This is a genomic window from Streptosporangium sp. NPDC002544 (assembly GCF_040295965.1).
Lineage (GTDB): Bacteria > Actinomycetota > Actinomycetes > Streptosporangiales > Streptosporangiaceae > Streptosporangium.
Genome location: NZ_JBEOWJ010000020.1, coordinates 1 through 22276 on the forward strand (window position 1 = coordinate 1; position 22276 = coordinate 22276).

Annotated in this window: 24 protein-coding genes; 17 read left to right on the top strand and 7 right to left on the bottom strand. The window is 64.9% G+C overall.

The window, feature by feature from the left end:
- Nucleotides 1-616: 616 nt before the first annotated feature.
- Entirely contained in the window at nt 617-1603 is a 987-nt protein-coding gene (locus ABT061_RS27780; RefSeq protein ID WP_350923335.1) for an alpha/beta fold hydrolase, read from the bottom strand.
- Between the two features lie 183 nt (nt 1604-1786).
- On the opposite strand from ABT061_RS27780, the gene ABT061_RS27785 reads away from it, so the two are divergent.
- From ABT061_RS27785 to ABT061_RS27800, 4 genes are all read left to right on the top strand, one after another.
- Nucleotides 1787-2485, top strand: coding sequence for a winged helix-turn-helix transcriptional regulator (locus ABT061_RS27785; protein WP_350923337.1), 699 nt, complete (start codon nt 1787-1789; stop codon nt 2483-2485).
- Between the two features lie 56 nt (nt 2486-2541).
- Nucleotides 2542-3099: an FAD-dependent oxidoreductase gene (locus tag ABT061_RS27790; protein WP_350923340.1), complete on the top strand. Its 558-nt coding sequence runs from the start codon at nt 2542-2544 to the stop codon at nt 3097-3099.
- A gap of 9 nt (nt 3100-3108) precedes the next feature.
- Nucleotides 3109-3993, top strand: coding sequence for an FAD-dependent monooxygenase (locus tag ABT061_RS27795; protein WP_350923342.1), 885 nt, complete (start codon nt 3109-3111; stop codon nt 3991-3993).
- Between the two features lie 151 nt (nt 3994-4144).
- The gene (locus tag ABT061_RS27800) at nt 4145-4411 is read left to right on the top strand and encodes a hypothetical protein (RefSeq protein ID WP_350923344.1); all 267 of its coding nucleotides are present in this window, start codon (nt 4145-4147) and stop codon (nt 4409-4411) included.
- Nucleotides 4412-4751: 340 nt separating this feature from the next.
- Here the strand turns inward: ABT061_RS27800 and ABT061_RS27805 are convergent, their stop codons facing one another.
- The gene (locus ABT061_RS27805; RefSeq protein WP_350923347.1) at nt 4752-5306 is read right to left on the bottom strand and encodes a DUF1349 domain-containing protein; all 555 of its coding nucleotides are present in this window, start codon (nt 5304-5306) and stop codon (nt 4752-4754) included.
- Nucleotides 5307-5395: 89 nt separating this feature from the next.
- Between ABT061_RS27805 and ABT061_RS27810 the strand changes: the two genes are divergently transcribed.
- Nucleotides 5396-5779: a hypothetical protein gene (locus ABT061_RS27810; RefSeq protein ID WP_350923349.1), complete on the top strand. Its 384-nt coding sequence runs from the start codon at nt 5396-5398 to the stop codon at nt 5777-5779.
- Here the strand turns inward: ABT061_RS27810 and ABT061_RS27815 are convergent, their stop codons facing one another.
- Together ABT061_RS27815 and ABT061_RS27820 are read right to left on the bottom strand one after the other, a co-directional pair.
- Nucleotides 5780-6448, bottom strand: a complete 669-nt coding sequence (locus ABT061_RS27815; RefSeq protein ID WP_350923351.1) for a DUF6461 domain-containing protein — start codon at nt 6446-6448, stop codon at nt 5780-5782.
- Between the two features lie 348 nt (nt 6449-6796).
- Nucleotides 6797-7348, bottom strand: a complete 552-nt coding sequence (locus ABT061_RS27820) for a GNAT family N-acetyltransferase (protein WP_350923354.1) — start codon at nt 7346-7348, stop codon at nt 6797-6799.
- Between the two features lie 653 nt (nt 7349-8001).
- Here ABT061_RS27820 and ABT061_RS27825 point away from each other — a divergent pair.
- From ABT061_RS27825 to ABT061_RS27835, 3 genes are all read left to right on the top strand, one after another.
- Nucleotides 8002-9708, top strand: a complete 1707-nt coding sequence (locus tag ABT061_RS27825; RefSeq protein ID WP_350923356.1) for a hypothetical protein — start codon at nt 8002-8004, stop codon at nt 9706-9708.
- A gap of 681 nt (nt 9709-10389) precedes the next feature.
- Nucleotides 10390-10779: a type II toxin-antitoxin system RelE/ParE family toxin gene (locus ABT061_RS27830; RefSeq protein WP_350923357.1), complete on the top strand. Its 390-nt coding sequence runs from the start codon at nt 10390-10392 to the stop codon at nt 10777-10779.
- Nucleotides 10780-10841: 62 nt separating this feature from the next.
- Nucleotides 10842-11087, top strand: a complete 246-nt coding sequence (locus ABT061_RS27835) for a helix-turn-helix domain-containing protein (protein WP_350923360.1) — start codon at nt 10842-10844, stop codon at nt 11085-11087.
- Between the two features lie 710 nt (nt 11088-11797).
- Here ABT061_RS27835 and ABT061_RS27840 read toward each other — a convergent pair.
- Nucleotides 11798-11971: a hypothetical protein gene (locus tag ABT061_RS27840; RefSeq protein ID WP_350923362.1), complete on the bottom strand. Its 174-nt coding sequence runs from the start codon at nt 11969-11971 to the stop codon at nt 11798-11800.
- A 45-nt stretch (nt 11972-12016) separates the two neighbouring features.
- On the opposite strand from ABT061_RS27840, the gene ABT061_RS27845 reads away from it, so the two are divergent.
- The 7 genes from ABT061_RS27845 to ABT061_RS27875 all read left to right on the top strand — a co-directional run bounded on the left by ABT061_RS27845 (nt 12017) and on the right by ABT061_RS27875 (nt 16538).
- On the top strand, nt 12017-12391 hold the full coding sequence (locus ABT061_RS27845) for a GntR family transcriptional regulator (RefSeq protein WP_350923364.1): 375 nt from the start codon (nt 12017-12019) through the stop codon (nt 12389-12391).
- Complete coding sequence (locus tag ABT061_RS27850; RefSeq protein WP_350923367.1) at nt 12372-12959, top strand: hypothetical protein; 588 nt, start codon at nt 12372-12374, stop codon at nt 12957-12959. The genes ABT061_RS27845 and ABT061_RS27850 overlap by 20 nt, the downstream gene beginning before the upstream one ends.
- A gap of 98 nt (nt 12960-13057) precedes the next feature.
- Entirely contained in the window at nt 13058-13327 is a 270-nt protein-coding gene (locus ABT061_RS27855) for a hypothetical protein (RefSeq protein ID WP_350923369.1), read from the top strand.
- Nucleotide 13328: 1 nt separating this feature from the next.
- Complete coding sequence (locus ABT061_RS27860; protein WP_350923371.1) at nt 13329-14381, top strand: NADP-dependent oxidoreductase; 1053 nt, start codon at nt 13329-13331, stop codon at nt 14379-14381.
- 384 nt (nt 14382-14765) lie between these two features.
- Entirely contained in the window at nt 14766-15416 is a 651-nt protein-coding gene (locus ABT061_RS27865; protein ID WP_350923374.1) for an HAD family hydrolase, read from the top strand.
- 91 nt (nt 15417-15507) lie between these two features.
- Nucleotides 15508-15783, top strand: a complete 276-nt coding sequence (locus tag ABT061_RS27870; RefSeq protein WP_350923682.1) for a CPCC family cysteine-rich protein — start codon at nt 15508-15510, stop codon at nt 15781-15783.
- A 230-nt stretch (nt 15784-16013) separates the two neighbouring features.
- A complete protein-coding gene (locus tag ABT061_RS27875) occupies nt 16014-16538 on the top strand; it encodes a hypothetical protein (RefSeq protein WP_350923376.1) in 525 nt (174 codons plus the stop codon).
- Nucleotides 16539-16727: 189 nt separating this feature from the next.
- Here ABT061_RS27875 and ABT061_RS27880 read toward each other — a convergent pair whose 3' ends face one another.
- The gene (locus ABT061_RS27880; protein WP_350923378.1) at nt 16728-17102 is read right to left on the bottom strand and encodes a hypothetical protein; all 375 of its coding nucleotides are present in this window, start codon (nt 17100-17102) and stop codon (nt 16728-16730) included.
- Between the two features lie 281 nt (nt 17103-17383).
- Here ABT061_RS27880 and ABT061_RS27885 point away from each other — a divergent pair, with 281 nt between their 5' ends.
- Entirely contained in the window at nt 17384-18199 is an 816-nt protein-coding gene (locus tag ABT061_RS27885) for a hypothetical protein (protein WP_350923381.1), read from the top strand.
- Nucleotides 18200-18333: 134 nt separating this feature from the next.
- On the opposite strand, the gene ABT061_RS27890 is transcribed toward ABT061_RS27885, so the two are convergent.
- Nucleotides 18334-18606: a hypothetical protein gene (locus tag ABT061_RS27890; RefSeq protein WP_350923383.1), complete on the bottom strand. Its 273-nt coding sequence runs from the start codon at nt 18604-18606 to the stop codon at nt 18334-18336.
- Between the two features lie 68 nt (nt 18607-18674).
- Here ABT061_RS27890 and ABT061_RS27895 point away from each other — a divergent pair.
- On the top strand, nt 18675-22276 hold a 3602-nt coding region (locus ABT061_RS27895; RefSeq protein WP_350923385.1), incomplete at its 3' end, for an Ig-like domain-containing protein.

Sequence of the window (22276 nt, forward strand, 5' to 3'; positions counted from 1 at the left end):
CCCGATGCTGGCCCGCATCGACGTGCCGACCCTGCTCAAGGCGGCCGAGGACGGCTTCCCCTCCTGGACGTGGACCCTCCAGAACGTACGGCACACCGTGGTGTTCGGCGCTTCGATCCTCGCCCTGGCAGCGATGGCCATCGCCTGACACAGAGCCGCCCGCCACACCCCCTTCCGCCTGAACCCAGCGAAGTCCGCCCTTGAGGAGGTTTAGGGTGGCGGTAAGAATCCCGCCATGAGCCCCAAACCGCGTTGATCTTGTCGGCCGGGCATACGATCAACCGGCGTTGCCACTCCGCGGATCATCGGCACGTTAACCGGGAAGTTCGGCCAGGAAGCGAATACCTCGACCTCGCGCACAGCAAGGCCGGCCTCCTTGATCGCGGCCTGCGTGCGCCGGCATCGCGCACGTGCTCGCAGAACACGAACGGCCCGGCCGGCGCTGGGCCGAGCGCGCCGAGTTGGACGCCGGCCACGTCCAGTTCGGCGGCGGACCGCCGCCGAAACCCCCGTAGTCAGCCCTGCTTCCCGACCTGCGGCTCCAGGTGGGCGCGGTACCTTTCCGTCGCACCCCCCAGTGAGCGCCTCCGATGGTCGCCGCATCTCCCTTCGTGAGCTATCGCCGCGAGGCGTGTTCGCGCAAGAACTCCCGGATGATGCGCTGCGGCTCCTCGGCCCGAGGACTCAGCCAGAACCCGAGATGGTCCTCGTCCGGCATCCAGTGATGCTGCGCGCCCGGGATCCGCGCGGCGGCGTTCTCGCCGTGCTCGAACGGCACGTCGCCGTCCTGCTTGCCATGGAGGATGAGCGTCGGCGCGGTGATGCGGTCGAACGGGATCGCCATCTCTCGCGTCTGCAGCGAGTCGTTGTCGGTGCCCGGCATTCTCTTCTCGTACGGGAAGGTCGCATCGAACATCGCCTCAAAGAAGAGCCGGACATCCTTCGTGCGCATGATGTGATCGGAGCGTTCCGCCTTTTGACTCTCGGTGAATGTGCTGGTCTCGTCCAGGGTGCCGGAGATGATCGACTCGAGCGAGACCGATGCGGTCAGCTTCGCGAGCTTCTGGCCGATCGCGTTCATGAAGGCGGTCTGCACAGAAGAGGTGGGCGAGGCGCCGGGGTCGGGCAGGCTCACGCCGCCGATCGAGACCAGTCCCCACACCCGTTCCGGATGGCGCGCGGCGAATGCATACGCGACCGGGCTGCCCGCCGAGACCCCGAAGACGCCGACCCGGTCGATGCCGAGCTCATCAAGCAGGGCTGCCAGCAGATCCGCCTGCTCGTCGAGGGTTTGCCCGCTGCTCAGCGGCGTGCCGAGGTACCCGGGACGTGACGGGCTGAGGATCCGGTATCCGTCGTCCTGCAGCAGGCTCGCGAACAGCCGGCCCTGGTCGGCGCCGCCCAGGCCCGCGTGCACCGACAGGACGACCGGGCCTTCGGTGCCGTACAGGTCGTACTCGATCGGGCCCCGGTCCGTGTTCGCGGTCCGCAGGTCGAGCGCGACACCCGGCAGCAGGGTCCGCCGCGGATCGAGGTCGGCTGCGCCGTCCCACACGGCTAGGCCGAGCGCGAGCAGCGCCGGAATACCGATGAGCACGGCCACTGTGATGATGATGGCCTTCCGGATGAGGTGCCGCCGTCGTGGCGCGTGCGTGTCTTTCGTCATCTCCACCCGATTCGCTGGATCGGCGGCGCCATGGCCGCCAAGTAGCATCCGAAGGTATTCGGGAGAATTCAGGCGGAGAAGAGCGCAATTTTATGTGACCGGCCGAAGATGGGGGTCTCGATGCCGCGGGTGAAGAAGACCTCGGTGTGCCCTTACGGTGCCACCGGGGTCGGGGGCAAGTGGATGTTCTGGAGCATGTACCACCTGCTCAGTGGTGCCAAAAGGTTCTCCGAGCTGCACCGCCTCATGCCGCAGGCCGGTCGTCAGACGCTCGTGACGCAGTTGCGGGAGCTCGAGCGGGCAGGCGCCGTCCGCCGGACCGTATCCGCTCACATTCCGCCGAGGGTGTGGTATTCCCTCACGCGGCTCGGCTGGGATTCCGAGCCGATCCTGCGGGAGCTCAAGGGCTGGGGTGAGTGGTTCGGCGATCGGGTCGGCCCCGATGTCGACTGGCTGGTGAGCCTCGGCGGTCGATGGAAGGTGTGGATCGTCCACGGCCTGTTCGACGGTGCCAAGCGCTTCGGCGAGCTCCGGCGGCTCCTGGCCCCGATCAGCAAGCAGGTACTCGCTCGGGAACTGCGTGAGCTGGGCAACCTTGGCCTGGTGCGTCGTCTTCCCAGGCAGCCGGGCGCTCCGCAAGGCGCCTACGAGCTCACGGAGACGGGGAGCGAGTCGGAGCCCATGTTCCGCCGGCTTTACGCGTGGGGCAGGTGGACGAGCGCGAAAACGGGCGTGAGGTTCGACTGGCCGGTGAGCACCCCTCCGGAGCACCTCCGCCACACGTTCACGGCACATGGGGAACTGCCGGTGAGGCCCTGATCGCGCCGAGCGTCCCCGACGGCCGGAAGGACCTGACCGCCGACGCCGTGCACCGGGTGATCGACGCTCAGGCGAAGCTCGCCGCTGAACTGGACGTGGCCGGCGTCCAACTCGGCGCGCTCGGCCCAGCGCCGGCCGGGACGTTCGTGTTCTGCGAGCACGTGCGCGATACCGGCGCACGCGGACGCATTCAGGACCTTCTCACGCCGCTGTGGCAGCGCATCGCCGCGGGCTGCCACCTCAACCGGCGCACGCAGGCCGCGATCAAGGAGGCCGGCCTTGCTGTGCGCGAGGTCGCGGTATTCGCTCCCTGGCCGAACTTCCCGGTTAACGTGCCGATGATCCGCGGACGAAGTCGCCCGTTGGATCGTCGCGCTCGTCGACCCCGCTGCGGAGTGGGTCACTGGCCAAGTGATCGCGATCGACGGCGGGATGGCGATCGCATGACCCGCCGCGTCCTGATCATCGGAGCTGGACTCACCGGTCTGGCCTTGGCCAACGGGCTCCGCCGCGCCGGCGACATCGAGGTCACCGTCGTCGAACAGGCGCCGGTCATCACCGAAGCCGGCTGGGCGATCAGCCTGACCGACAGGCATCTCGAAGCCCTGCGGTAACTGGGCTTGGTGCCGCGGGATCTGACCGCGGATCCGCTCGCCCGAACCATCATGTTCGACCCGAACACCTCCGTCCCGGTCCGAATCACCGCCATGGACGGGGTCGTGACGACCCGTTCCGAGCTGCAGCTGTGGCTTTGGAAACCCGTCAGCGACCTGGTGCGCACCGGGATCACAGCGGTCGCGATCAACGACAGTGGCCCGCACGCCGAGGTCGGGTTCAGCGACGGCACCAGCGGCGAGTTCGACGCGGTCATCGGCGCCGACGGCATCAACTCCTGGACCCGGCGCACCGTCGTCGGCGGTCCGGATCCCACCTACGCGGGCAGTGCCGTGGTGCGCTTCCAAGTCCCTAACACCGGCGGCCTCGACCTCACCGCCATGACCAGCGATGGCCGTCTGAGCCTTTTCGTCCTGAACGGTGGCACGACACTGCACGGCGTCGTGTTCCTGCCCGGCGAACCGGACAACAACCGCGACCGCACGCTCACCGAACTGGCTGAGGGTTACGGCGACCTACGGGGTCCGCTGGCCAGTCTCGTCAAGGCCATGCGCACGGAGCCCGTCGGTTTCTACGCCAATATCAACCAAGTCGTGACCGATGAGTGGGCCGCCGACCGGATCGCGCTCGCAGGCGACGCAGCGCACGCCATGAGTCCACGACTGGGCCAGGGCGCGGGAGTGGGCCTACAGGATGCCGCTGTGCTTTCCGAACTGCTCACGTTGCCTGACCTTCCGGTTCCGGCCGCGCTCGCCGGATATGCCGGAATCCGCCGGCCAGCAGCGCAACTGGTCCAGCAACGCTCGCACGCCGCCACGCTGCGGATCGGTCAGGCCGGTGCCGCACTCGAACTCCACACTCTGGCGAACTCGGGAGCGGGCGGATCGGGGTGAGAGCCGGGCGCACCCGTTCCTTGAGCTGGAAGCTACGCCTTGGTGCCGACGACGAACCCGTGCTCGTAGCGGAAGAGCGGAGTAAGAGCGCACCGACCGGCAGCCGACCCGCACCCGGATCACCCTCTCGGAGATCGAGCAGGTTCGGAACGTGCCCGGCATCGAGGCACGCTTCGGAGACGAGCACATCGCGATGAGCGTCTTCCGCTTCGACTCCGAGATGCTCGTGACCCCACACCTGGCCAAGCTCGTCGGCCACGACTCGCCGATGATGCACCTGCGCCGCTACCAGGACGACGGCCTGTTCGACCGGTTCGGCTACCACGCCTCCGAGCTGTGGAGCAACGGCCGGGACGTCTGGGCGGAGGAGCCGCGGAAGCCTGCGGAGAGCGCGGGTTCTGGGCGACTATCTGGGTGACAACGACCATGGACGGGGCCCGACAGCGGTGGATCACCACGAACCGTTCACGCAGGTGGGGCGGGTGTAGTGCGTGGTCCCGCCTCCTGCCGGTTTACCTGATAAGGAAGAGGTCCCGGGTTCAAGTCCTGATAGCCCCACTTAGTTTGGCCAGTCAAAAGGCCGCTATCCGGTCTTCGGAGAGCGACCTTCTTGTTGTCTGCGTGTCTGAGCCTTGTATGCCACTGGCAAATTGGCTATAAGCGGACAAGGCGCATGTGGTGGTTCTCGCATGACCTGGGAGGTCCGCGGACGGCCCTTTCCCTCGTCGCGCAACGGCGCCAGGTCCGCCGCCGTGGCGTCAGGAGACCGTCACCGAAGTGAAGCGGGTCTCGAAACCCTCGCCCCTGGGGGCCGCGCACATGACGCCCGCGAGTGCCGGGACCCCCGGAGGGAAGTAGGCGAAGCGGAGCATGGTGACCGGCGCCGCGCCGTTGAGCCCGTACCTCACGGTCACGGCGTCACCCTTGCGCTCCAGTTCCAATGTCACCGACTCCACCGGCTCGGACACCGTGAGCATCGACCAGTCGGAGAAGTCCCTGGTTACCACGGCGCTTAGGTTGATCTTACTGTCGACGTACTCGACGCCCGCCTTGATCCAGTTCCTCTCGTCGATCCGGAGCATGGCACCCGCCTGGTCGTACCGGTCGGCGTAGGAGGCCTGGAAGGTCGTGGTCACCCGCAGGTCGCCCGGCAGCGTCCTGCCGAAGATGTGGGCGGTGTCGTATATGTACCCGTAGTGGGTGACCCGCCACAGATCGGTGCGCGCCTCGGCGGTGATTCGGAGATCCTCACCCGCCGCCCACTTCGCGGGCTCGTTGATCCACTGCCACTCACTGAAATCCTGGACCGTCACGCGGTCATTTTACCGCTCGCCTCTGAGAGATCCACTGCCACTCATTGAGATGATTTCAGCGAATTTCACGTCAGGTAGCCATGTTTGAAATGGGTGAGAACAAGCGCAGCTTTGACGAGGTCTCCGATTCTGCTGGGGCTGGCGGTAATGTGCTGGAGGGAGCGCCAGCATTGCGTGAGCAGGGCGAAGTCGCGTTCTCCAAGGCAGCGCAGCGGCGCGTTGCGGGTGCTGGCGCGGGTGTGGGAAAGCAGGATTATGCCTGGTACGGCTCGTGCCTGGCCAAGGTTCACGCCGAGGCTGGCGAAGCGGCGGCGGCCGCAGTGGTGAGCCTGCCCATCGTGGCCGATGTCGTCGAGCTGAACCGGCACGCGACCAAGGAACTTGTCGACGTCGCGACGCTGCTAACGCGGCGCAAGGTCCCCCAAGCCGCCGAATCGAAGGAAGCTCTCATGGCCGGCAGTACGGATCACTGATTAGTCCGGAACGATTTCGGCTCCCAGGAAATCCGTTTCATGGGGGTCCCAGTCGGCGAAGGCGATACCTGTGATCCTGGTTGCGAGTGCGAACGCACAGGCGATCGGATCGTCAACCCTGTCATCCTCGAGGGCGTGGTCAGGGTCCAGTCCGACAGCACGCATTGAAGCCGTCAGACGACTTGGATCACTTCCCTCGCGATCTTTGAGGCGCTCAAGCATGAAGTTCGTGATCACGTCACCGTCGATCGCGTATCCGAACATATGCGAGGCATAGTCATTACGGCAGACGGACACCATCTCCGTGCCCCGGGAAAGCTCGGTCAGTACTTCCCGCAAGGCCCCCCACCCGCCCCAGGGCTCGACGAGCAGGGTCCAGCCATCGAAACTCGTCACGCCGACATGGCCGGCTTCCAGGCCGTCAGTCTCCTGGATGTTCGCCATCACACGCTCATCAAGCTCGTCGAAGGTGACTTTCTCGATCGAGTCTGGCTCTGCGCCCAAGCGCGTCAGTACTTCGGCCGGACTCAGGTCCCGGATGAAGGACACACAGTAGATGTCACCCAACGGTCCATCACCCGAGAGCCAGCCGAATTCCTCGCGAGGGTCTGTCACCACAGCTCCTTTGATCAGTTGCGCGTCATGATGACAGCCTTCACCGACAAGCATGGACGCGCCTATGGGAGCGTTGGTGGTGGCAGGAGACGCGTGGGCGTGGGTGACTAACTGGGTGACAACGACCACGGACAGGGCCGGACAACGGTGGACGGTCGTGGACCATACGACCAGGTCAGGGCCGATATCCGCCCTGGCCAGCCCCCTGCTTGGATCGCCTTACAAGCGAGATGTCACTGGTTCGAACCCAGTAGTGCCCACCAATAAGTGCTGTCTACCAGGCGAAACGCCCCTTCTCTCATTCGGGGCGCAGGGTAAGAGCGACGACTGGGTGACTAACTCTGAAGGCTTCGCCCCACGCCTCTGCGCGTGTAGGTGCGCCGGGCAGATCCAGGGCCTGTTTCAAAAGCAAGGTCGGATAGGTGCTCGCCCCCTCCGGGACGGGCGGTGAGGGCGCCGTTCCGGAGGGGTTTCGGTCAGAGCCTGCGGGAGTAGACGGCGACTGGAAGCGTGGTGCACCCGAGCTTCTCGCAAAGAGCTCTGGCGGGTGCAAGGGGTCGCCCCCGGTGCGATCTCGACCACCTCGGCTCCGAGGGCGCGCATCTCACCGAAGGCGTGCTCGCACAGCGCGGTGCCCGCGTGGTGTCGACGGTGCTCGGCCAAGATGGCGAGGTGCGTGACGGTTCCGTTCCTGCGAGCCGGGTCGAGGAACCAGGCCGCGTAGCCGACGATGACATCCTCGGTCTCGGCGGCTGCGACGTACCTGTGCCGGTCCGGGGGGTGGAGATCGGCGACCTGCTCGCGATAGTCGTCACGCCAGTTGCCGTGCTGGTTGGCGAAGACGATTTCACCCACCAGGGGGCGGAAGTAGTCCTCGTAGAACGGCCGGAACGTCTCGATGGTCAATTCGGTGAGCCGCGCCAGGTCGTGCTGAACAAAGGGGCGGATGAGCATGGAAGTGCGCCTTTCGGGCTGAGGGCGTGATATCTGAACGAAAAAAGGGCATCAGTTGGCCCGCTCACGGCCTGGTGTCAGCGGCGAGTTGGCCCTCAGTGACGGGTACGCCAAGCGGCAAAGCACTCCATTGCACACCACAATAGTGTCCGTTGGATAATGGCGCCAGCCAGATCATCTCGGCGCCATCTGGTCCTGAGTGCCTTGATGAGGACCACTCGGACGACATAATCGGACAGCAGTCGTCCCAAGGACTATTACAGAAGTCGGCTGAGGGGCGGCTACGATCGAGAGTTTCGCGCGCTCAGGCAGTCTCAGCCGTACAACAGGTCACGTCATGGGGATGCCAGGTGCCTCGACGGGAGCGATAGGCCAGGTCGGATTTGAGTGAATACGGCGAAGGGATACCCCCATGCACCGTGAGCGGAATGGAAGAGTACTCCGGCCGCGTCCCGACCCGGGTCAGTCGGCCGCTTGGGCAACTCTCCGTGTGTAAGTCATCCGTCTACGTGTATAGCGCTTTTGAGATACATGAACATGAGTCCGATCTGCCGCAGTAATTATTGATCGTAGATCTTGACTGGATGTGTGCTTCTCTGGCTTGATCAGGACGCTCTTACTTTCTCCCTGTCCCTCTTCAGAGCGGAGCATGTGTGCGTCCCGCGTCCTTGGAACACTTTTACGCAGCCAGGTCACTGGTCGCCCGGCTGACGCGCCGATCGGCCGCTCTCGGCGGAGCCCTGGCCGTGATGGCCGGCCTTCTCACCGCCGTGCCGTCCACGGCCTCGGCCGCCGACTCGACGACCGATCTCGGCGTATCCCTCGACGTCTACACGCAGGGCGGTGATGTGGTCGCGGGCGGCGGCAAGGTCTTTGTCGCCTTGATCGATCGAATCGCCGTCGCGAACAGCCGGGGCGCGCTCACTGGTGCTATCACCGATCTGCCCGGCGCGGTGGATCTTGCCTTGACGCCAGACGACACGCGCCTCTATGTGGCACTGCGCGATTCGAATGAGGTGGTCGAAATCGACACCGCCGCCCTCACCATCACCCGCCGGATCGACTTAGCCGCGTACCCGTGCCCGTCCAACATGTCATTGTCCGGCGACCGGCTGTGGGTCGGGCACGGAGGTTGTTCCGACTGGACCGGCGGCGTCGTGAGCCTCGACCTATCGGTTTCGACGCCACAACCGGTCATGCTCGTGGACGGTATGCATGGCGCTCCGCTGGTTGCCGCCGCCGGGGATACGCTTGTAGTCGGTGATACTGGGCACAGTCCTTCGGACCTGCTGGTGTACGACGTGAGCACCACCCCCACCACCATGCGCGGCGAAATCGACGGTTTCACGTACGATCATGGTTCCCCGCCCGACCTCGCCATCACACCTGACGGCTCGACGGTCTTCTCGGCGTTCGGGCCTCCGGAGCGGTATGAGGGCTGGGACACCACCAGCCTGGCGAAGGTCCGTACCTATGGTGCGGAGCCATTCCCGACGTTCGCGGGCTACCCGGTAGCCATCGCGATCAGCCCGGACGGTGCTCACATCGCCGGCGGGTGGCTCTATGGATCTTCTCGGGGCATCGCACTGTACGACACCGGGACAACGGAGAAAATCCACGCGCAGGATAACCCCGCCGGCGAGATGGTCAGGGGAAGCCTCGCTTTCTCGGGCACCGATGTTTTCGCCGTGCTGAGGGAGGAGTTCACCGACAGGCTTCACCTGTGGCGGTTGGCGGGACCCACTCTCCCGACGTCCACGGTGACCTTGACGGACCCATCCGCGGCGACCGCGCTGGAACCGCTCACCCTGACCGGTCGACTCACATTCGCCGACGGGTCGGATCCGGGTACGCAGCCGCTCGCGGTGACCCGCCGACTGCCCGATGAAACCAGTACGACGCTCGCTGGTGTGACCACAGCGGCCGACGGCACGTTCACCATCACCGACATTCCGCAGGTCGCCGGGGAGGTCAACTATGACGTGAGCTGGGAGGGCAGTACGAGTTTCCGGGGAAGCACGGCCTCCGTCACCGTCACGGTCGCCAAACAGCAGCCCTCGCTTACCCTGACTGGGCCAGTGAGTGGGGAGGCTCATGAACAGCTTCAGTTCAGCGGCGAGCTGAACTTCGGTGGCCGAGCTTCCGGCTCGGATCTCTCGCTGACAGTGCTGCGCACGCTGCTGTTCACGGGTAACCGGCCTATCACCACCACTTTGCCCGCGGTGACCCCTTCCAGTGACGGGTCATTCAGTTTCTCCGATACAACCACCGTGGGCGGCCGGTACAGGTACACCGTCCAGTGGGCCGGCGACAACGCCACTCTGCCTGCGACAGCTACCTACAACATCATTGTTGGGTAAGCATAGATAACCGGCACCACAGCCGGCCGAGGATCGAAGGGAAGCGTTCCGCTATGGTCACCGGTAGAGAAGTGCAACCCGCGGACTCCTCAGCCTTGCTTATCGGTAAAGTTCTAGTCGACGTACTTGATCTGTCCGCAGCCGAGCGATTTCCCGATAGCCCTACCCGTCGGTGTGCCCCAAGTCGATCTGGCGTAACTTGCTCGGCTTGGCTCGCAACGCGATCGTCTTCGTCGGATACATCAACTACTTCCTGTAGCCGGAAGAGCCCAACATGCCAAGGCTCTCTGGGTGGACGAATTGCGAAAACCTGGGGAGAACGCCAGTTCTGGGTGACTAACTGAGTGACAACGGCCCCGGACGGGGGCAGACGTCGATGGACGGTCGTGGACCGTACGCCCAGGTCAGGGCCGGTATCGGCCCTGGTCACGCCCCCGCTCGGATCGCCTTACAAGCGAGATGTCACTGGTTCGAACCCAGTAGTGCCCACCACAAGCTCCTCCACCTGTGAAAACAGGTGGGGGCTTCTCTTTTTGCCGCCTAACCACCTCGCCACGTCGCTTAGCCAGATGTCGCCTTAACACGTGAGCACACGCTTGTGTCATGCCCCCTTGGCGTCTCGGGCGGGCGAGGTGACTCTTCGACCGTTGCCGTCGGCGATGATTCGCTACTCTGAGTGAGGTGAGTGCGTGGAGGGAGTCTCAGGTACATAAGCCGTATGGATTTGAGATCGAGCCGGAGGTCCGTGAGTGGCTCGACAACCTGAGCGACAGCGACTTCAAACGGGTTGACGAGGTAGCCGGTCTACTGGCGGAAAAAGGGGCTGAGCTTGGCGGTCCATGGTCGGACCATCTGGAAGGGGCAGTCTGGGAACTGCGGGTTCGGCTCCGTGATGTTGCAGCTCGGGTGACGTACTGGTGTACTCCGGGTAGGACGATCGTGTTGCTCACGGTTTTCCGCAAGACCAAGCAGCACGATCAACGGCAGATCGACAGGGCGGTCCGGGCGCAGAAGATCTGTGAACGCGACCACCACGGGTTGGTGGCCGAGATCTATGAGAGGAAGGTGTGATGACTGGTTATCACACCCGCTGGGTGCGGCCTGAACCTGAGATCGAGGATCCCGAACGGATCATGATCCGTGAAGCGTTGGCTTTTGGTAAGGCGCTGTATGACCGGCGTGGTGCGCTTGGACTGACCGTGGCGGAGCTGGCCGAGCGTGCGGGTATGACCGAGGATGAGATCGAGTGCATCGAGGAAGGCGGGACCGCGCCGACGATCGCCTTGCTGCGGCATCTGGCCGCGGCGCTGAACGCCGACGTTCGCCTCACCTCCGGTCATGACCTGGGGTCGGTCTGGTTCGAGCCACACGCGGCCTGATCGGCGGACACCGGTCACCCGGCGCGCAGGAATCCCGCTCGCTGCCGAGGTGCTGTGGGGAGTCACCGAAATCAGCACTGATGACAGGATGCGCAGAGAGCGCGAGTTCTGGGTGACAACGGCCCCGGACGGGGCCGGACAACGGTGGACGGCCGTGGACCGTGCGCCCAGTTCAGGACCGTTGTCGTCTCTGGTTGGGCGCCTGTGACGAAGCTGTGCCGCATCTCGCGAGGGGTCCAGTCGGTGCCACGGAGTCCTGCCTTCTCGATGCTCTTTCGTACGTCGCGGCGCACGTTGCCTGCGCTCATCGGGGTGCCCTTCGACGTACAGAAGACGAGGCCCGCTTCTGTCCCTGCCTTCTCCTGTTCCTCCGGAGCGCCCGCAGTGCGTCGACGCATCGCCGGGGGAGTTCGAGGGAACGGCGCGATTTGACGGTCTTGGTGTCGCCCTTCTGCCGCACGGATCGCCACACGTAGATCGCGAACTGTTCGTTTCCCGGCCGGTCTCGGTGACCGGTGACCACATGTTGCGGCTTTCGTCGCAGGCGACCACGTGCGACCAGAAAAGCGCACGCAGTCCCTCGGCCCGGGCACCGATCGGCAGCGAGAGCAGCACGTACGCTCGCATGCGCGGGTTGGCCTGCTCCGCCAGGACGATGACGGAGCCGGCCTGAGCGAGCGTGAGCGCTTTGGAGGTACGGCCGTCGCACCCTACGGGATCTCACAGAGATCGTTCAGCTTGTCGCGGCGCATGGCGCTCTTCACCGAACGGTTGAGGATGCCGTGAATCAGCTTGAGGGATCGAGTGCTCAGCTCATCCGTCTTGCTCGCAAGCCACCGGTCAACGTCCTCCACCGACAGGTCACGCAGCTTGCGCGCACCCACCGCGGGGACCACATGCTTGTTACCGTAGAAGAAGGGGAACTCGGCATGACCGATGACAAGGGCGCCGCCCGGTGGCGAATCATCGCCGACCTCTTGCGTTCAGACGTGGTCCAAGACCACTACCAGCCAGGACAGGCCCTCCCCGGCGAAGCGTTCCTCGCTTCCGAGTACGCCACCTCACGCCCGACGATCCGCAAGGCCATCGCCCAGCTCGTCGGCGAAGGACTGCTCACCGTCGCCCACGGCCGAGGCACCTTCGTCCGCCCCACCCCTGACCGCCGCCTCATCCTCATGGGCGGCTCAGAGCGCGAAGACCTGCAAGCAGGGATGGGAACACGTCACCGTCGCCAGCGAGGCCGAACGCACCGCAGGCGGTGTCACTCCCAACTCGGCACTGTTCATGACCATCGAGGGCAGTAAAGCCGACGTCCTGGGGGTGCGCCGGGGCCGCATGGGCGTCTACCGCTACGCCTACTGGCAGCACACCAAGACCCGCGCCCGCATCCACCTGTGCTCCTACCTCCTAGCCGACCAGGTCGCCACCATCACCGGCGAGGGCAGAGGCATGGAGATCAACTCCGAGATCGAGCCCGAGGACTACTACGCCCACCTGGAGCGCACCCATGGGCCGTTGCGCTGGATCACCTCGGTCCACACCCAGATGCCCTACGGCGAGACCTACGAGGACCTCAACATGGAGCCCATCGGCACACCCTTGTTGCTGGTCCGCCGGCTGATGCTCAGCAAGGAGGCCGTCCGCTGGAGTTCACCGAGATCGAAGCTCCTGGCGACCGGTTCGAAGCCGCAGCAGTCAGTGAGCATGACCAGGCCGGATCAGACGGACAGGTCTCACTCAGGGTGTAGTGGGCTCAGACTGTCTTCACTGGTTCAAGGCAGTCCGCCTGCGGCGGCCTGCGCGCGTCGGGCGGTCGCTGGCCGCGCTGCGGCTCTTCGGCCGGTCGCGACCAGCACCGCCCACGCGCTTTGACCCCCAGGCCGTGATCGCCAACACCGTGACGATGTCACTCCACGAGATGTGACCGAAAAACGCCTTGGAGATGTCGGGTGGCGTCGTAGTCTGACGCCATGAAGCCGAGCGACTTTCTGCTCTCTGCGCAGCAAGGCTTCCTGGGGACGCCGTTGGTGCGGCAGGTGTTGGACGTCGAACGGGTGACCGCGCGGCGGAGTGGCCCGCTGGAGGACGTACCGGACCTGGAGGCTGCTCAGGCGATCATCTGCCTCGCACCCAGCGAACTGGAAGCTTTCGGTACCGGCGGCGCTGCGAACATATCCGAAATTACCGCGTCGAAGGCTGGCATCAACGCCGCACCGACGGCCGAGAATGTAGGTGTCTAGTATGACTGGCAACCGCATCAACCGCATCAACCGGGCCTACCGCCTACGACGCCGACCCGTTGGGCAACTCACCGACGGTGACCTCGAACTGGTTGAAGAGCAGGTACCGGAGCTGGCCGACGGTCAGGCCTTGGTCCGCACCAAGCTTCTCTCGCTCGACCCAACCTCCCGCGTCTGGATGAGCGATATGCGTAGCTACGAACCTCCGGTCCCGATCGGCGCAGTGATGCGTGGCTTCGGCGTCGGCGAAGTAGTTGCATCCAGGCGCGAAGACATGCCGGTCGGGGCCACTGTCAGCGGCTTCACCGGTTGGCAGGAACTGGTCCTTGCCGACGACTCACAGCTGGAGGCGCCGCTTACTGTCCTGCCGACCCCACTGCCGGCACCCGAGTCGGCCTTTCTCGGCGTCCTCGGCCACACCGGCATCTCGGCCTATCTCGGGATCGACTTGGCCGAGTTGAAAGAGGGAGAGACAATCGTCATCTCTGCCGCCTGCGGTGCGGTCGGCTCGATTGCCGGTCAGATCGCAAGGCAGAAAGGGGCGGGACGGGTGATTGGCATTGCTGGCAGTCCCAGCAAGTGCCAACACGCCGTCAAGGTTCTCGGCTATGACGCCTGCATCGACCACCACGCCGCTGACTGGCGTGCACAGCTCGACGCCGCCACACCGGATGGGATCGATGTCGATTTCGAGAACGTTGGCGGGCCGGTCATGGATCACATTTTGATGCGGCTCAACATCGGTGCCCGGGTTTCCCTGTGCGGAATGATTTCCGAGTACAACAGCTATAACAAGGGCGGCGAACACACTGGAAGTCTCACCAACATAGTCCAGCTGATCATGCAGCGGGCGACGATCAAGGGCTTCCTTGTACTTGACTGGGCCCACCGCTTCGAAGAGGCGATCACATACCTCGCTGGGCTGCTCGGCGAAGGTAAGCTCCACTACGACGAGACAATCGTCGACGGCGGCATTGAAGCTGCCCCGCACGCTCTCCACCAGCTGTTCAGCGGCGCAAACTTGGGCAAGCTACTTGTGCGGGTAGCAGATTGAGACGTCGCTTGGGAGGCCTCTTTAAAGGGCTATGAAGTGCTCCGCTTCGGTGGGTAGGAGATAGTCGAGGCGTGGTCCGCTATCGAGAACATCAACCTCGGTAGCGGGTCGCACCTTGGTGGGTCAAGGGCGCCTACGACGTCGCTACGCGATCCAATGCCGCGTAGTGAGGTGGAGGCCGGTCAGTAGCGTGGTGTCTATATGAGACACACTCATAAGGACTGACCCGGCGGCCAACTACGGGACAGGTACGGGATGATCTTGCAAGCGATGCTGCCTGTGCTAAGCATTCGTGCAGGTCAACCGGAATAAGCCGACCACACAGTTACCGCTCTCCTAATGCGGGTGTCTCTGCTCTGGCTGTCCCCCATAGGGTGAGTTGTCGTGCAGCCACTCGTGCTCTTCGACCTGGACAACACGCTCGTGAACCTGGACGAGGCGTTCCAGGCGTGGGCTGCGGAGTTCGTCGACGAGCACCGGCTTGAGCCCGAGGCGGTCGACTGGTTGATCGCTCTTGACCAGGTGGGCTACCCGCATCGTGAGGTCTTCTTCGGCACGGTGCGCGAGCACTTCGCCCTCCCCGAGTCCGTTGAGGAGTTGTGGGGCCGCTACCGCAAGCGCATGCCGTACCTGGTGCGCTGCCGGCCCCAAGTGATGAAGGAACTGTCACGGCTCCGTGCAGCCAAGTGGAAGGTGGCCATCGTCACCAACGGAACGGCGGACAACCAACTCGGCAAGATCCAACGGACCGGACTGGCTGAAGCCGTCGACGCCTACGCGCTCTCGGGGCTCGAAGGCATCCGTAAGCTGGATGTCGGTCTGTTCGAGATCGCCGTCCGGCGGTGCGGCATGAATCTTGCTGACGGGGGATGGATGGTCGGTGATCAGCTCGTCAAGGACATCGGCGGGGGACGAGCCGCCGGCCTTCGTACGGTCTGGATCGACCAGGGGGTGTCGCAGGACCAGGGGCACGAGGCGGACTACGTCGTTACGGACGTGCTCCACGCGATGGAGATCCTGCACGATAAGCGCTGATCGGATTACTGATAGGTGATCCGTGTGAGAGCCCGTCTGATGTGGAGCTATGGGGTGACGGACGGGGCGTTACCGTGTGGGGGTGACGTTCATGAACATCGTCCGGCATAAGGGTGATGAGCCGTATCCATGTCCGTGTTGCGGGTTCCTCACACTTGATGAACGGGGCAGGGACGAGATCTGTCCGGTGTGCTTCTGGCAGGACGATGGGCAGGACGAGCATGACGCCGACGAGGTCCGCGGTGGTCCCAACTATGAGCTGAGCCTCACTCAGGGACGACGTAATTTCGCCGCGTTCGGCGCGAGCCGCAGGCAGGACATCGACAAGGTTCGTGACCCGCTCCCGCCTGAGCACCCGATTAAGTGATCTTGCTAACGCGGATGCTAACAACAGGTCTAGACGGACCTGGATGATCGTGGACCGAGGGACCTCGTAGAGCTCTCTCGACCAGGCCCGGGAAACGGCCGTGGACGGTCCTGGACGGTCGTGATCTAACTCGTAATGAAGGGGTCGCATATCGGATGAGGGGGTCAGACGTCTGGTAGGAGGCGATCGAATCTATCGGGCCTATCGGGGCCGATACTAGGCTTTAGATCATGAAGCGTCTGATTGTCGTGGTGCTGGTGGTCGGTGGCCTTGCTGGTGCTGCCGCAGTCGTAGGCGTCCTGGGGGTCGGCAGTTTCGTGGTGGATCGCCTGGGCTTGTTGTTGATGCCCCGCTCGCCGTTTCCCCGTTGTACCGACGATGACAAGCGGCTCGCTTCGGCTCTCGTAGTGCTCAGCATCCTTGATGCCCGTCCGGTCGAGGCGAAGCCGGACGGGAAACGTCTCGGGGGGTGCAATGACGATGACCGGCTCGCGTATGCCGAGCAGTCCTACCGGCTTTCGGTATCGCGTGCCGATGTGCCGTCCTTCTACCGCGAGGCTGCGATCAAGGACGGCTGGAAGTCGGCGCCGGTGCCGAAGCAGGAGGAGAGTGCAACGCAGGTCTGCCTCACTAAGGTGATCAACAGCCGGAATGTCTATCTGTCGGTGGGGTACTCCGACAGTCCGGAAGAGAAGGACAGCGATGACTACTTCTTGCAGGTCAGTTCTGGCCCCAGCGGGAGCAATCTGTGCTGATGCCTGGGAGGGGTGTTCGGCCGGCCTCGGTTCTGGAACGTGAGGGCTGACGACAACGGTGACGACAACGTCGGTCACCACGAGCACACGGCGACAGCCGTCCACCACCCTCTGACCTCGTGTCTGTTGAGCGGAGCAGGGTGATCGCTCCGCCTGGAAAGCGGAAGGTCGTCCTGGGGGTGGAGTTAGCTATCTCCGCATGAAGGGCACCTCGTAGGCAGGTGGTTGGCCGTTCATCACGTCAGTTAGATCATCGTCCGTGAGACCGAGGTCGAAGACGTTACCCGCCTGCCGCGGATCCCAGCCTCGATCAAGGGCTTGGCGTATGGTCGCCGTCACGAGTGTCGGCTGTATAGCGATCGTTCGCTCTCCGTACCATGCGTCCGGCCGGGAACAGGGTAGCGACACCAGGAGAACACGCCCCGGGGCCTCGGCCAGTTCCACCGCGAACGTCAGCGGCCCCCAGCTGTTCGCCTGGCAGTACGTGGGCTTACGACGGACCCGCCAGCGGAAGGTGGTGCCATCTACGGTGATGAGCCGTGATCCCTTCTTGGGGATCGCCATGAAGCGGCCTCCTGCCCTGTTCCGGCACTGCTCATGGGAGCGCCGAGACCAGTTAGAAATGACGTGAGTCGATCGCAACCGTAATCCCTGTTCAGTGTGCTGATCGACAGGTTTTCCACGGGCGGCTGGTTACCTTCTTAAACGGGTTTCGTCGACCAGGCACTCACTGACACCGAAGACCACCGCGCGGATCACGCCGGAAGCCTAGCTCGGTTACGTAGTGTGCCCATGTGGACGAATACCGGTGATGATTGATGCTTTCATGCTAGATAATGGCCCTTATGGGAAAGCTTCGCCCCGAGGAAAGATGGGTTCTGGCATGTATCCGGGCCGCGCTGCCTGGGATGAATGTGCGTCAATACGACGATGGTTCAGAGCCGGGCATGCACGACCTCAATCTGTTCTCTCAGGATGGAGCTCTCCGGGGAGCGGTGGAGGTCAGCGCGGCGGCTGACGGCGACTCCATCGAGCTGTGGAAGCTCGTGAATGGTCAGGGGCGCCGTATCTACGCCAGTCTTGCTGGGGGATGGTTCCTGAGACTCCAGCCGTCGACACCTGTGAAGCCCCTTCTCCAGGCGCTTCCTGCGCTGCTTACCGACTGGGAACAGCGTGGGATCCGGGAATTCTCCCGGTGGGACAGTAGCGACCCGACTTTCGCGCAAGCCTTCAAACTGGGCATCAGGGGTGCTAACCAGAGCGGCACCGATTTCCCTGGAAGTGTGTACTTCACCATCGACCTGCCGCCCGACAAGGCGGGCGGGTTCGTCGCCGACACCGGGGATGCCTTGGCTCAGTGGGTGGGCAACTGGCTGCGGGAGGCCGAACAGGCGGATGTCCTCCGCAAGCTCGCCAAGTCCGCCGCGCCACGCCGCCATGCCTTTGTTCTGTTCCCTGGCTTCACCACTGCCCCCTTCAAGGTGGCCGACCTGTTGATGCGAGATTCCGCGCCGCTTCCGACGGTCGCGCCAAGTCTTCCCGCCGAGGTGACAGACGTGTGGGCCATGAGCACGTGGAATTCTGGTGACGGGTTCCGGTGGTTGGCGGCTGACGGCTGGGTCAGGTTCACGAAGGTCCTGGAGATCGACTCCGTCGACTGAGGTCGCACCCATGAAAGTGGTGTACAGCAGCCGGTACAGCAACACCGCCTTACAGGATCATTCTTCACCGACTCGCATCCATCATCTGAGCAAAGCGAGATGCCGCTGACGAGGCATCCGCCTTTCCCTACGGATCAGAAGGTTGGGGTTTCGAGTACCTCCGGCTGCACCACTGACAAAGGCCCTTCGGGATGATCCCGGAGGGCCTTTGTCGTATCGCGGTAGAGCCGCACGAGCAAGCCTTCCGCGGGCGGAAGGTTGAGGCTTTGAGCATCTCGGGCCGCGTCATCGCTGAGAGATTTTTCGAACACATCAACTAGAACCTCATCTGCTTTGATGGCGGAAGGTCTCTTACCAGACACAAAACCGATATTTACATCCAGTTTACAGACTGCGAGTGTTATCACGCCTTATCCCGTTCGGCAATGAAGGGGCTAATGTGACTCGCTCTCGACCCACGTCCGGCTTATCCGCCGTGACGCGTCGCCGAGGCTCCATCCTGACAACACTCCTGCTCGCGACCTCACTCCTGGCATCCCCGGCACTCGCCCAACCCGCGAGCTCCACGCCGACGAACGCCGCCCCAGACCCGGTCGGCACCGCCAAGGCCGAAGCCCTGCGCACCGGGAAAGAAGTGGAGATCCCCAGCCTCCACACCGAGAACATGACCACGGTCGCCACTCCGGGCGGCAAGACCGTCAAGACCTACGTCTACGGCGACGTCATCCGCGTGCGACGCGGCGACGCCTGGCACAAGACCGACACGGCGCTGGTCGTGGAGAACGGCGTCGTCAAACCCCGGATGACCAAGCTCGACATCCAGCTGTCCAACGGCGGCAGCACGAAGCCGCTGCTCACCGCCAAGGGCGACGCCCTCGGCCGTACGGACGGGCAGCCCGGCGAGATCAGCGTCGCCGCACCAGGCAGGCTGCCCGAACCCGAGCTCTCCGGCAGCACGGCCACGTACCGCGACGCCTATGGCCCCAAGATCGACCTGGTCGTCACCGTCTCCCCGAACGGCTACCAGCAGCAGATCGTGATCCGCGAGCGGCCCGGCAAACGCCTCAAGCTGCCCATCCTGATCGACCCGCCCTCCGGCATGAGCCTAGGCAAGTCTTCGAGCGGCAAACCCGCGGCCCTCGCCGCCGGCAAGGAAGTCGCCGACCTGTCCGCGCTGCCGATCATGGACGCCAAGGAGCTCGCCGCCCCCGGCACCGGGAAGGCCGGCACCGCGAAGACGACGCTGACCGGAACCGGAGACGACGCCGCACTCGTCGTCACCCCCGACGCCGCGTTCCTGTCCGACCCCGCGACGGCCTACCCGGTGACCCTGGCCGCCGCCAACCCCACCCCCTGGCATGGGGCCGGAGCTCCCGCCGACACGTTCATCGCCAACGGCGGCAGCTACGTCAACGGCAGCTACTCGGCGAACTCGAACGCCCTGTTCGCCGGCCGCCGGGACGGCTACAACTACCGTTCGTTCCTGAAGTACGACCTCACCGGCGCACCGTTCATGGGCCGGGAGATCCTGGACGCGAACATCATCCTGTGGAACTACATCTCCAGCGCTTGCGGCAACGTCGGTGACATCTCCATGCACCGCATCTCGAGCAGTTGGACACCCACCTCGCTGACCTGGTCCAACCAGCCTTCCGCCGTGGCGGACGGCTACGTGGTCAACCCGTACGGCAAGGACCGGAACTGCTCCGACTGGATGGCCGAGGGCGAGCTCTGGTACTCCATCGAGCAGATCACCCAGGCCTGGGCGAACGGCTCGCCCAACCACGGCGTCATGATCCGCTCCGTGGTCGAGTCGGGCTCGACCAACAACTGGCGGCAGTACCTGTCCGGCAACTACCCGGAGACGGCACCGGACGGCAGCCACCACCCCTACTTCTTCGTCGAGTACGACGCCCCCGCACCCACCAAGACCGAGTGGGTGCAGTTCGAGATGGACGACGTCAACGGCGTCTTCCCCACGTACGGCGAAGCCAAGGCCAACGCCGTCCAGCCGTGGGACACCACCGCGACCTGGCCGATCGGCAACGCGGAAGCCGACGTGATCGAGAAGCTCGGCATCGGCGTCCCCCACGAGGTCACCTCCAGCAAACTCCAACGGCTGCCGCAGGACGTCGCGATCGATCCGGCCACCCTCGACCCGGAAGAGATCCCGGCGGGCATGTCGATCGGCGACACCCCACCCACGATCACGGCGGCTCAGCCCGAAGGCTCCAGCGTTCCGACCGGCACCACGGTCACCGTGACCTTCAGCGAACGCGTCTGGGACGCGACCGTCACCCTCAAGGATCCGGCCGGAACCGGGATCCAGGGAGCGTCGGCCATGGACGCCGGCCAGACGGTGCTGACCTTCACCCCGGCCGAGGCGCTGCGGCCCGCGACCACCTACAGCGTGAACGTGACTGGCGCGTCCGACGTGGACGGCGAGGAGGCCGACCCCTTCGCGTGGCAGTTCACGACGGAGGCGGATGTCACTCCACCCACGGTGACGTCCACGGAGCCATCGGCCGACGCCGTCGACGTGCCGCTGCGCAACCCGTTGAAGGTGACCTTCAGCGAGCCGGTCACCGAGGCGGTGTTCGAGGTCAAGGACGGCGGCGGAGCCGACGTTCCGGGCGTGGTCTCCTCGGGCGGCGACAAGGTGTGGATCTTCACGCCGTCCGCGCCGCTGGGGTGGAACGCGACCTATGCGGTTCGGGTGTCCGGTGCGAAGGACGCATCCGGGAACACGATGGTTCCGCACTCGTGGTCGTTCGCGACCGTCACGGACACGGCCGCGCCCACGGTGGCGCAGGTCAGCCCGGCGGACGGCGCCACGAACGTCCCCATCGGCACCAAGGTCGTGGTGACGTTCTCCGAGGCCGTCTCCGACGCGCAGATCACCGCCGCCGACGCGGCAGGGGCTCCGGTGCCCGGCGACGTCGCGGTGGACGCCGCGAACACCACATGGACGCTGACGTTCGGCGGTCCGCTGAACTCGGAGACCGTGCACACCATCAGCGTCGCCGGGGCGAAGGATCCCGCCGGCAACGTGATGGAGCCCTACTCCTGGTCCTTCACCACCGCCCAGCCGGACACCGTCGCGCCGGCGGTCACGGCGTCGAGCCCGCAACCCGATGCCGTCGACGCGCCGCTCGGCGGCCCGATCAAGGCCACCTTCAGCGAGCCGGTGTCCGAGGGCCAGATCACGGTCAAGGACCCGGCGGGAGGCGTCGTGACCGGCGCGCTCGCGGCGGAGTCCACGACCGTGCTGACCTTCACACCCGCCCAGCCGCTGGCCGAGCGCACCAAGTACACCGTCGAGGTGACCGGCGCGAAGGACGGCGCGGGCAACGTGATGACGGCCCACACCTGGTCGTTCACCACGCTGGAGCTCCCGCCGCCGCCGAACTCGCCGAAGGTGTCCGGCGAGTACGTCAGGCCCACCAACACCGGCGGCGCCGCCACCACCCTCACCCCGGAGTTCCGGGCGGAGGTCACCGACCCCAGCAGCCGGCCGATGACGCTGACCGTCCAGGTCGAGCACGACCCCGCGGCACCCGCACAAGGCACGGGGGCCATCTGGACCGGTTCTACGACCACAGCCGTCCCCTCCGGCAACTACACCGGCATCTCCGTCCCCTCCGGCAAGCTCAGCGACGGCTGGAAGGTGCGCTGGCGCGCCCGCGCCACGGCAGCCGGCGTCAACGGCGCCTGGACGAGTTGGCACGCCCTGACCATCGACATCTCCAAACCGACAGTCGCCAACGAATACGTCCGGCCGACCAACACCGGCGGCGCGGCCACCACCCTCACCCCGGAGTTCCGAGGCGAGGTCACCGACCCCGACGGCCGATCCATCACCATGACCGTCGAAGTCGAACACGACCCCACCGCCACCGGCCAAGGCAGCGGAGCCATCTGGTCCGGCACCAGCACTGCGGCCGTTGCCTCCGGCAATTACACCGGCGTCGCCGTACCGTCCGGCAAGCTCAGCGACGGCTGGAAGGTGCGCTGGCGCGCCCGCGCCACGGCAGCCGGCGTCAACGGCGCCTGGACGAGTTGGCACGCCCTGACCAT

What these genes read in the sequence shown, in the direction of transcription:
- ABT061_RS27785 (WP_350923337.1), top strand. Translation starts at nt 1,787, where the DNA reads ATGCCGCGGGTGAAGAAGACCTCGGTGTGCCCTTACGGTGCCACCGGG.
- ABT061_RS27810 (WP_350923349.1), top strand. Translation starts at nt 5,396, where the DNA reads ATGGGTGAGAACAAGCGCAGCTTTGACGAGGTCTCCGATTCTGCTGGG.
- ABT061_RS27815 (WP_350923351.1), bottom strand. Translation starts at nt 6,448, where the DNA reads ATGCTTGTCGGTGAAGGCTGTCATCATGACGCGCAACTGATCAAAGGA.
- ABT061_RS27820 (WP_350923354.1), bottom strand. Translation starts at nt 7,348, where the DNA reads ATGCTCATCCGCCCCTTTGTTCAGCACGACCTGGCGCGGCTCACCGAA.
- ABT061_RS27835 (WP_350923360.1), top strand. Translation starts at nt 10,842, where the DNA reads ATGATCCGTGAAGCGTTGGCTTTTGGTAAGGCGCTGTATGACCGGCGT.
- ABT061_RS27845 (WP_350923364.1), top strand. Translation starts at nt 12,017, where the DNA reads ATGACCGATGACAAGGGCGCCGCCCGGTGGCGAATCATCGCCGACCTC.
- ABT061_RS27850 (WP_350923367.1), top strand. Translation starts at nt 12,372, where the DNA reads ATGACCATCGAGGGCAGTAAAGCCGACGTCCTGGGGGTGCGCCGGGGC.
- ABT061_RS27855 (WP_350923369.1), top strand. Translation starts at nt 13,058, where the DNA reads ATGAAGCCGAGCGACTTTCTGCTCTCTGCGCAGCAAGGCTTCCTGGGG.
- ABT061_RS27860 (WP_350923371.1), top strand. Translation starts at nt 13,329, where the DNA reads ATGACTGGCAACCGCATCAACCGCATCAACCGGGCCTACCGCCTACGA.
- ABT061_RS27870 (WP_350923682.1), top strand. Translation starts at nt 15,508, where the DNA reads ATGAACATCGTCCGGCATAAGGGTGATGAGCCGTATCCATGTCCGTGT.
- ABT061_RS27875 (WP_350923376.1), top strand. Translation starts at nt 16,014, where the DNA reads ATGAAGCGTCTGATTGTCGTGGTGCTGGTGGTCGGTGGCCTTGCTGGT.
- ABT061_RS27880 (WP_350923378.1), bottom strand. Translation starts at nt 17,102, where the DNA reads ATGGCGATCCCCAAGAAGGGATCACGGCTCATCACCGTAGATGGCACC.
- ABT061_RS27885 (WP_350923381.1), top strand. Translation starts at nt 17,384, where the DNA reads ATGGGAAAGCTTCGCCCCGAGGAAAGATGGGTTCTGGCATGTATCCGG.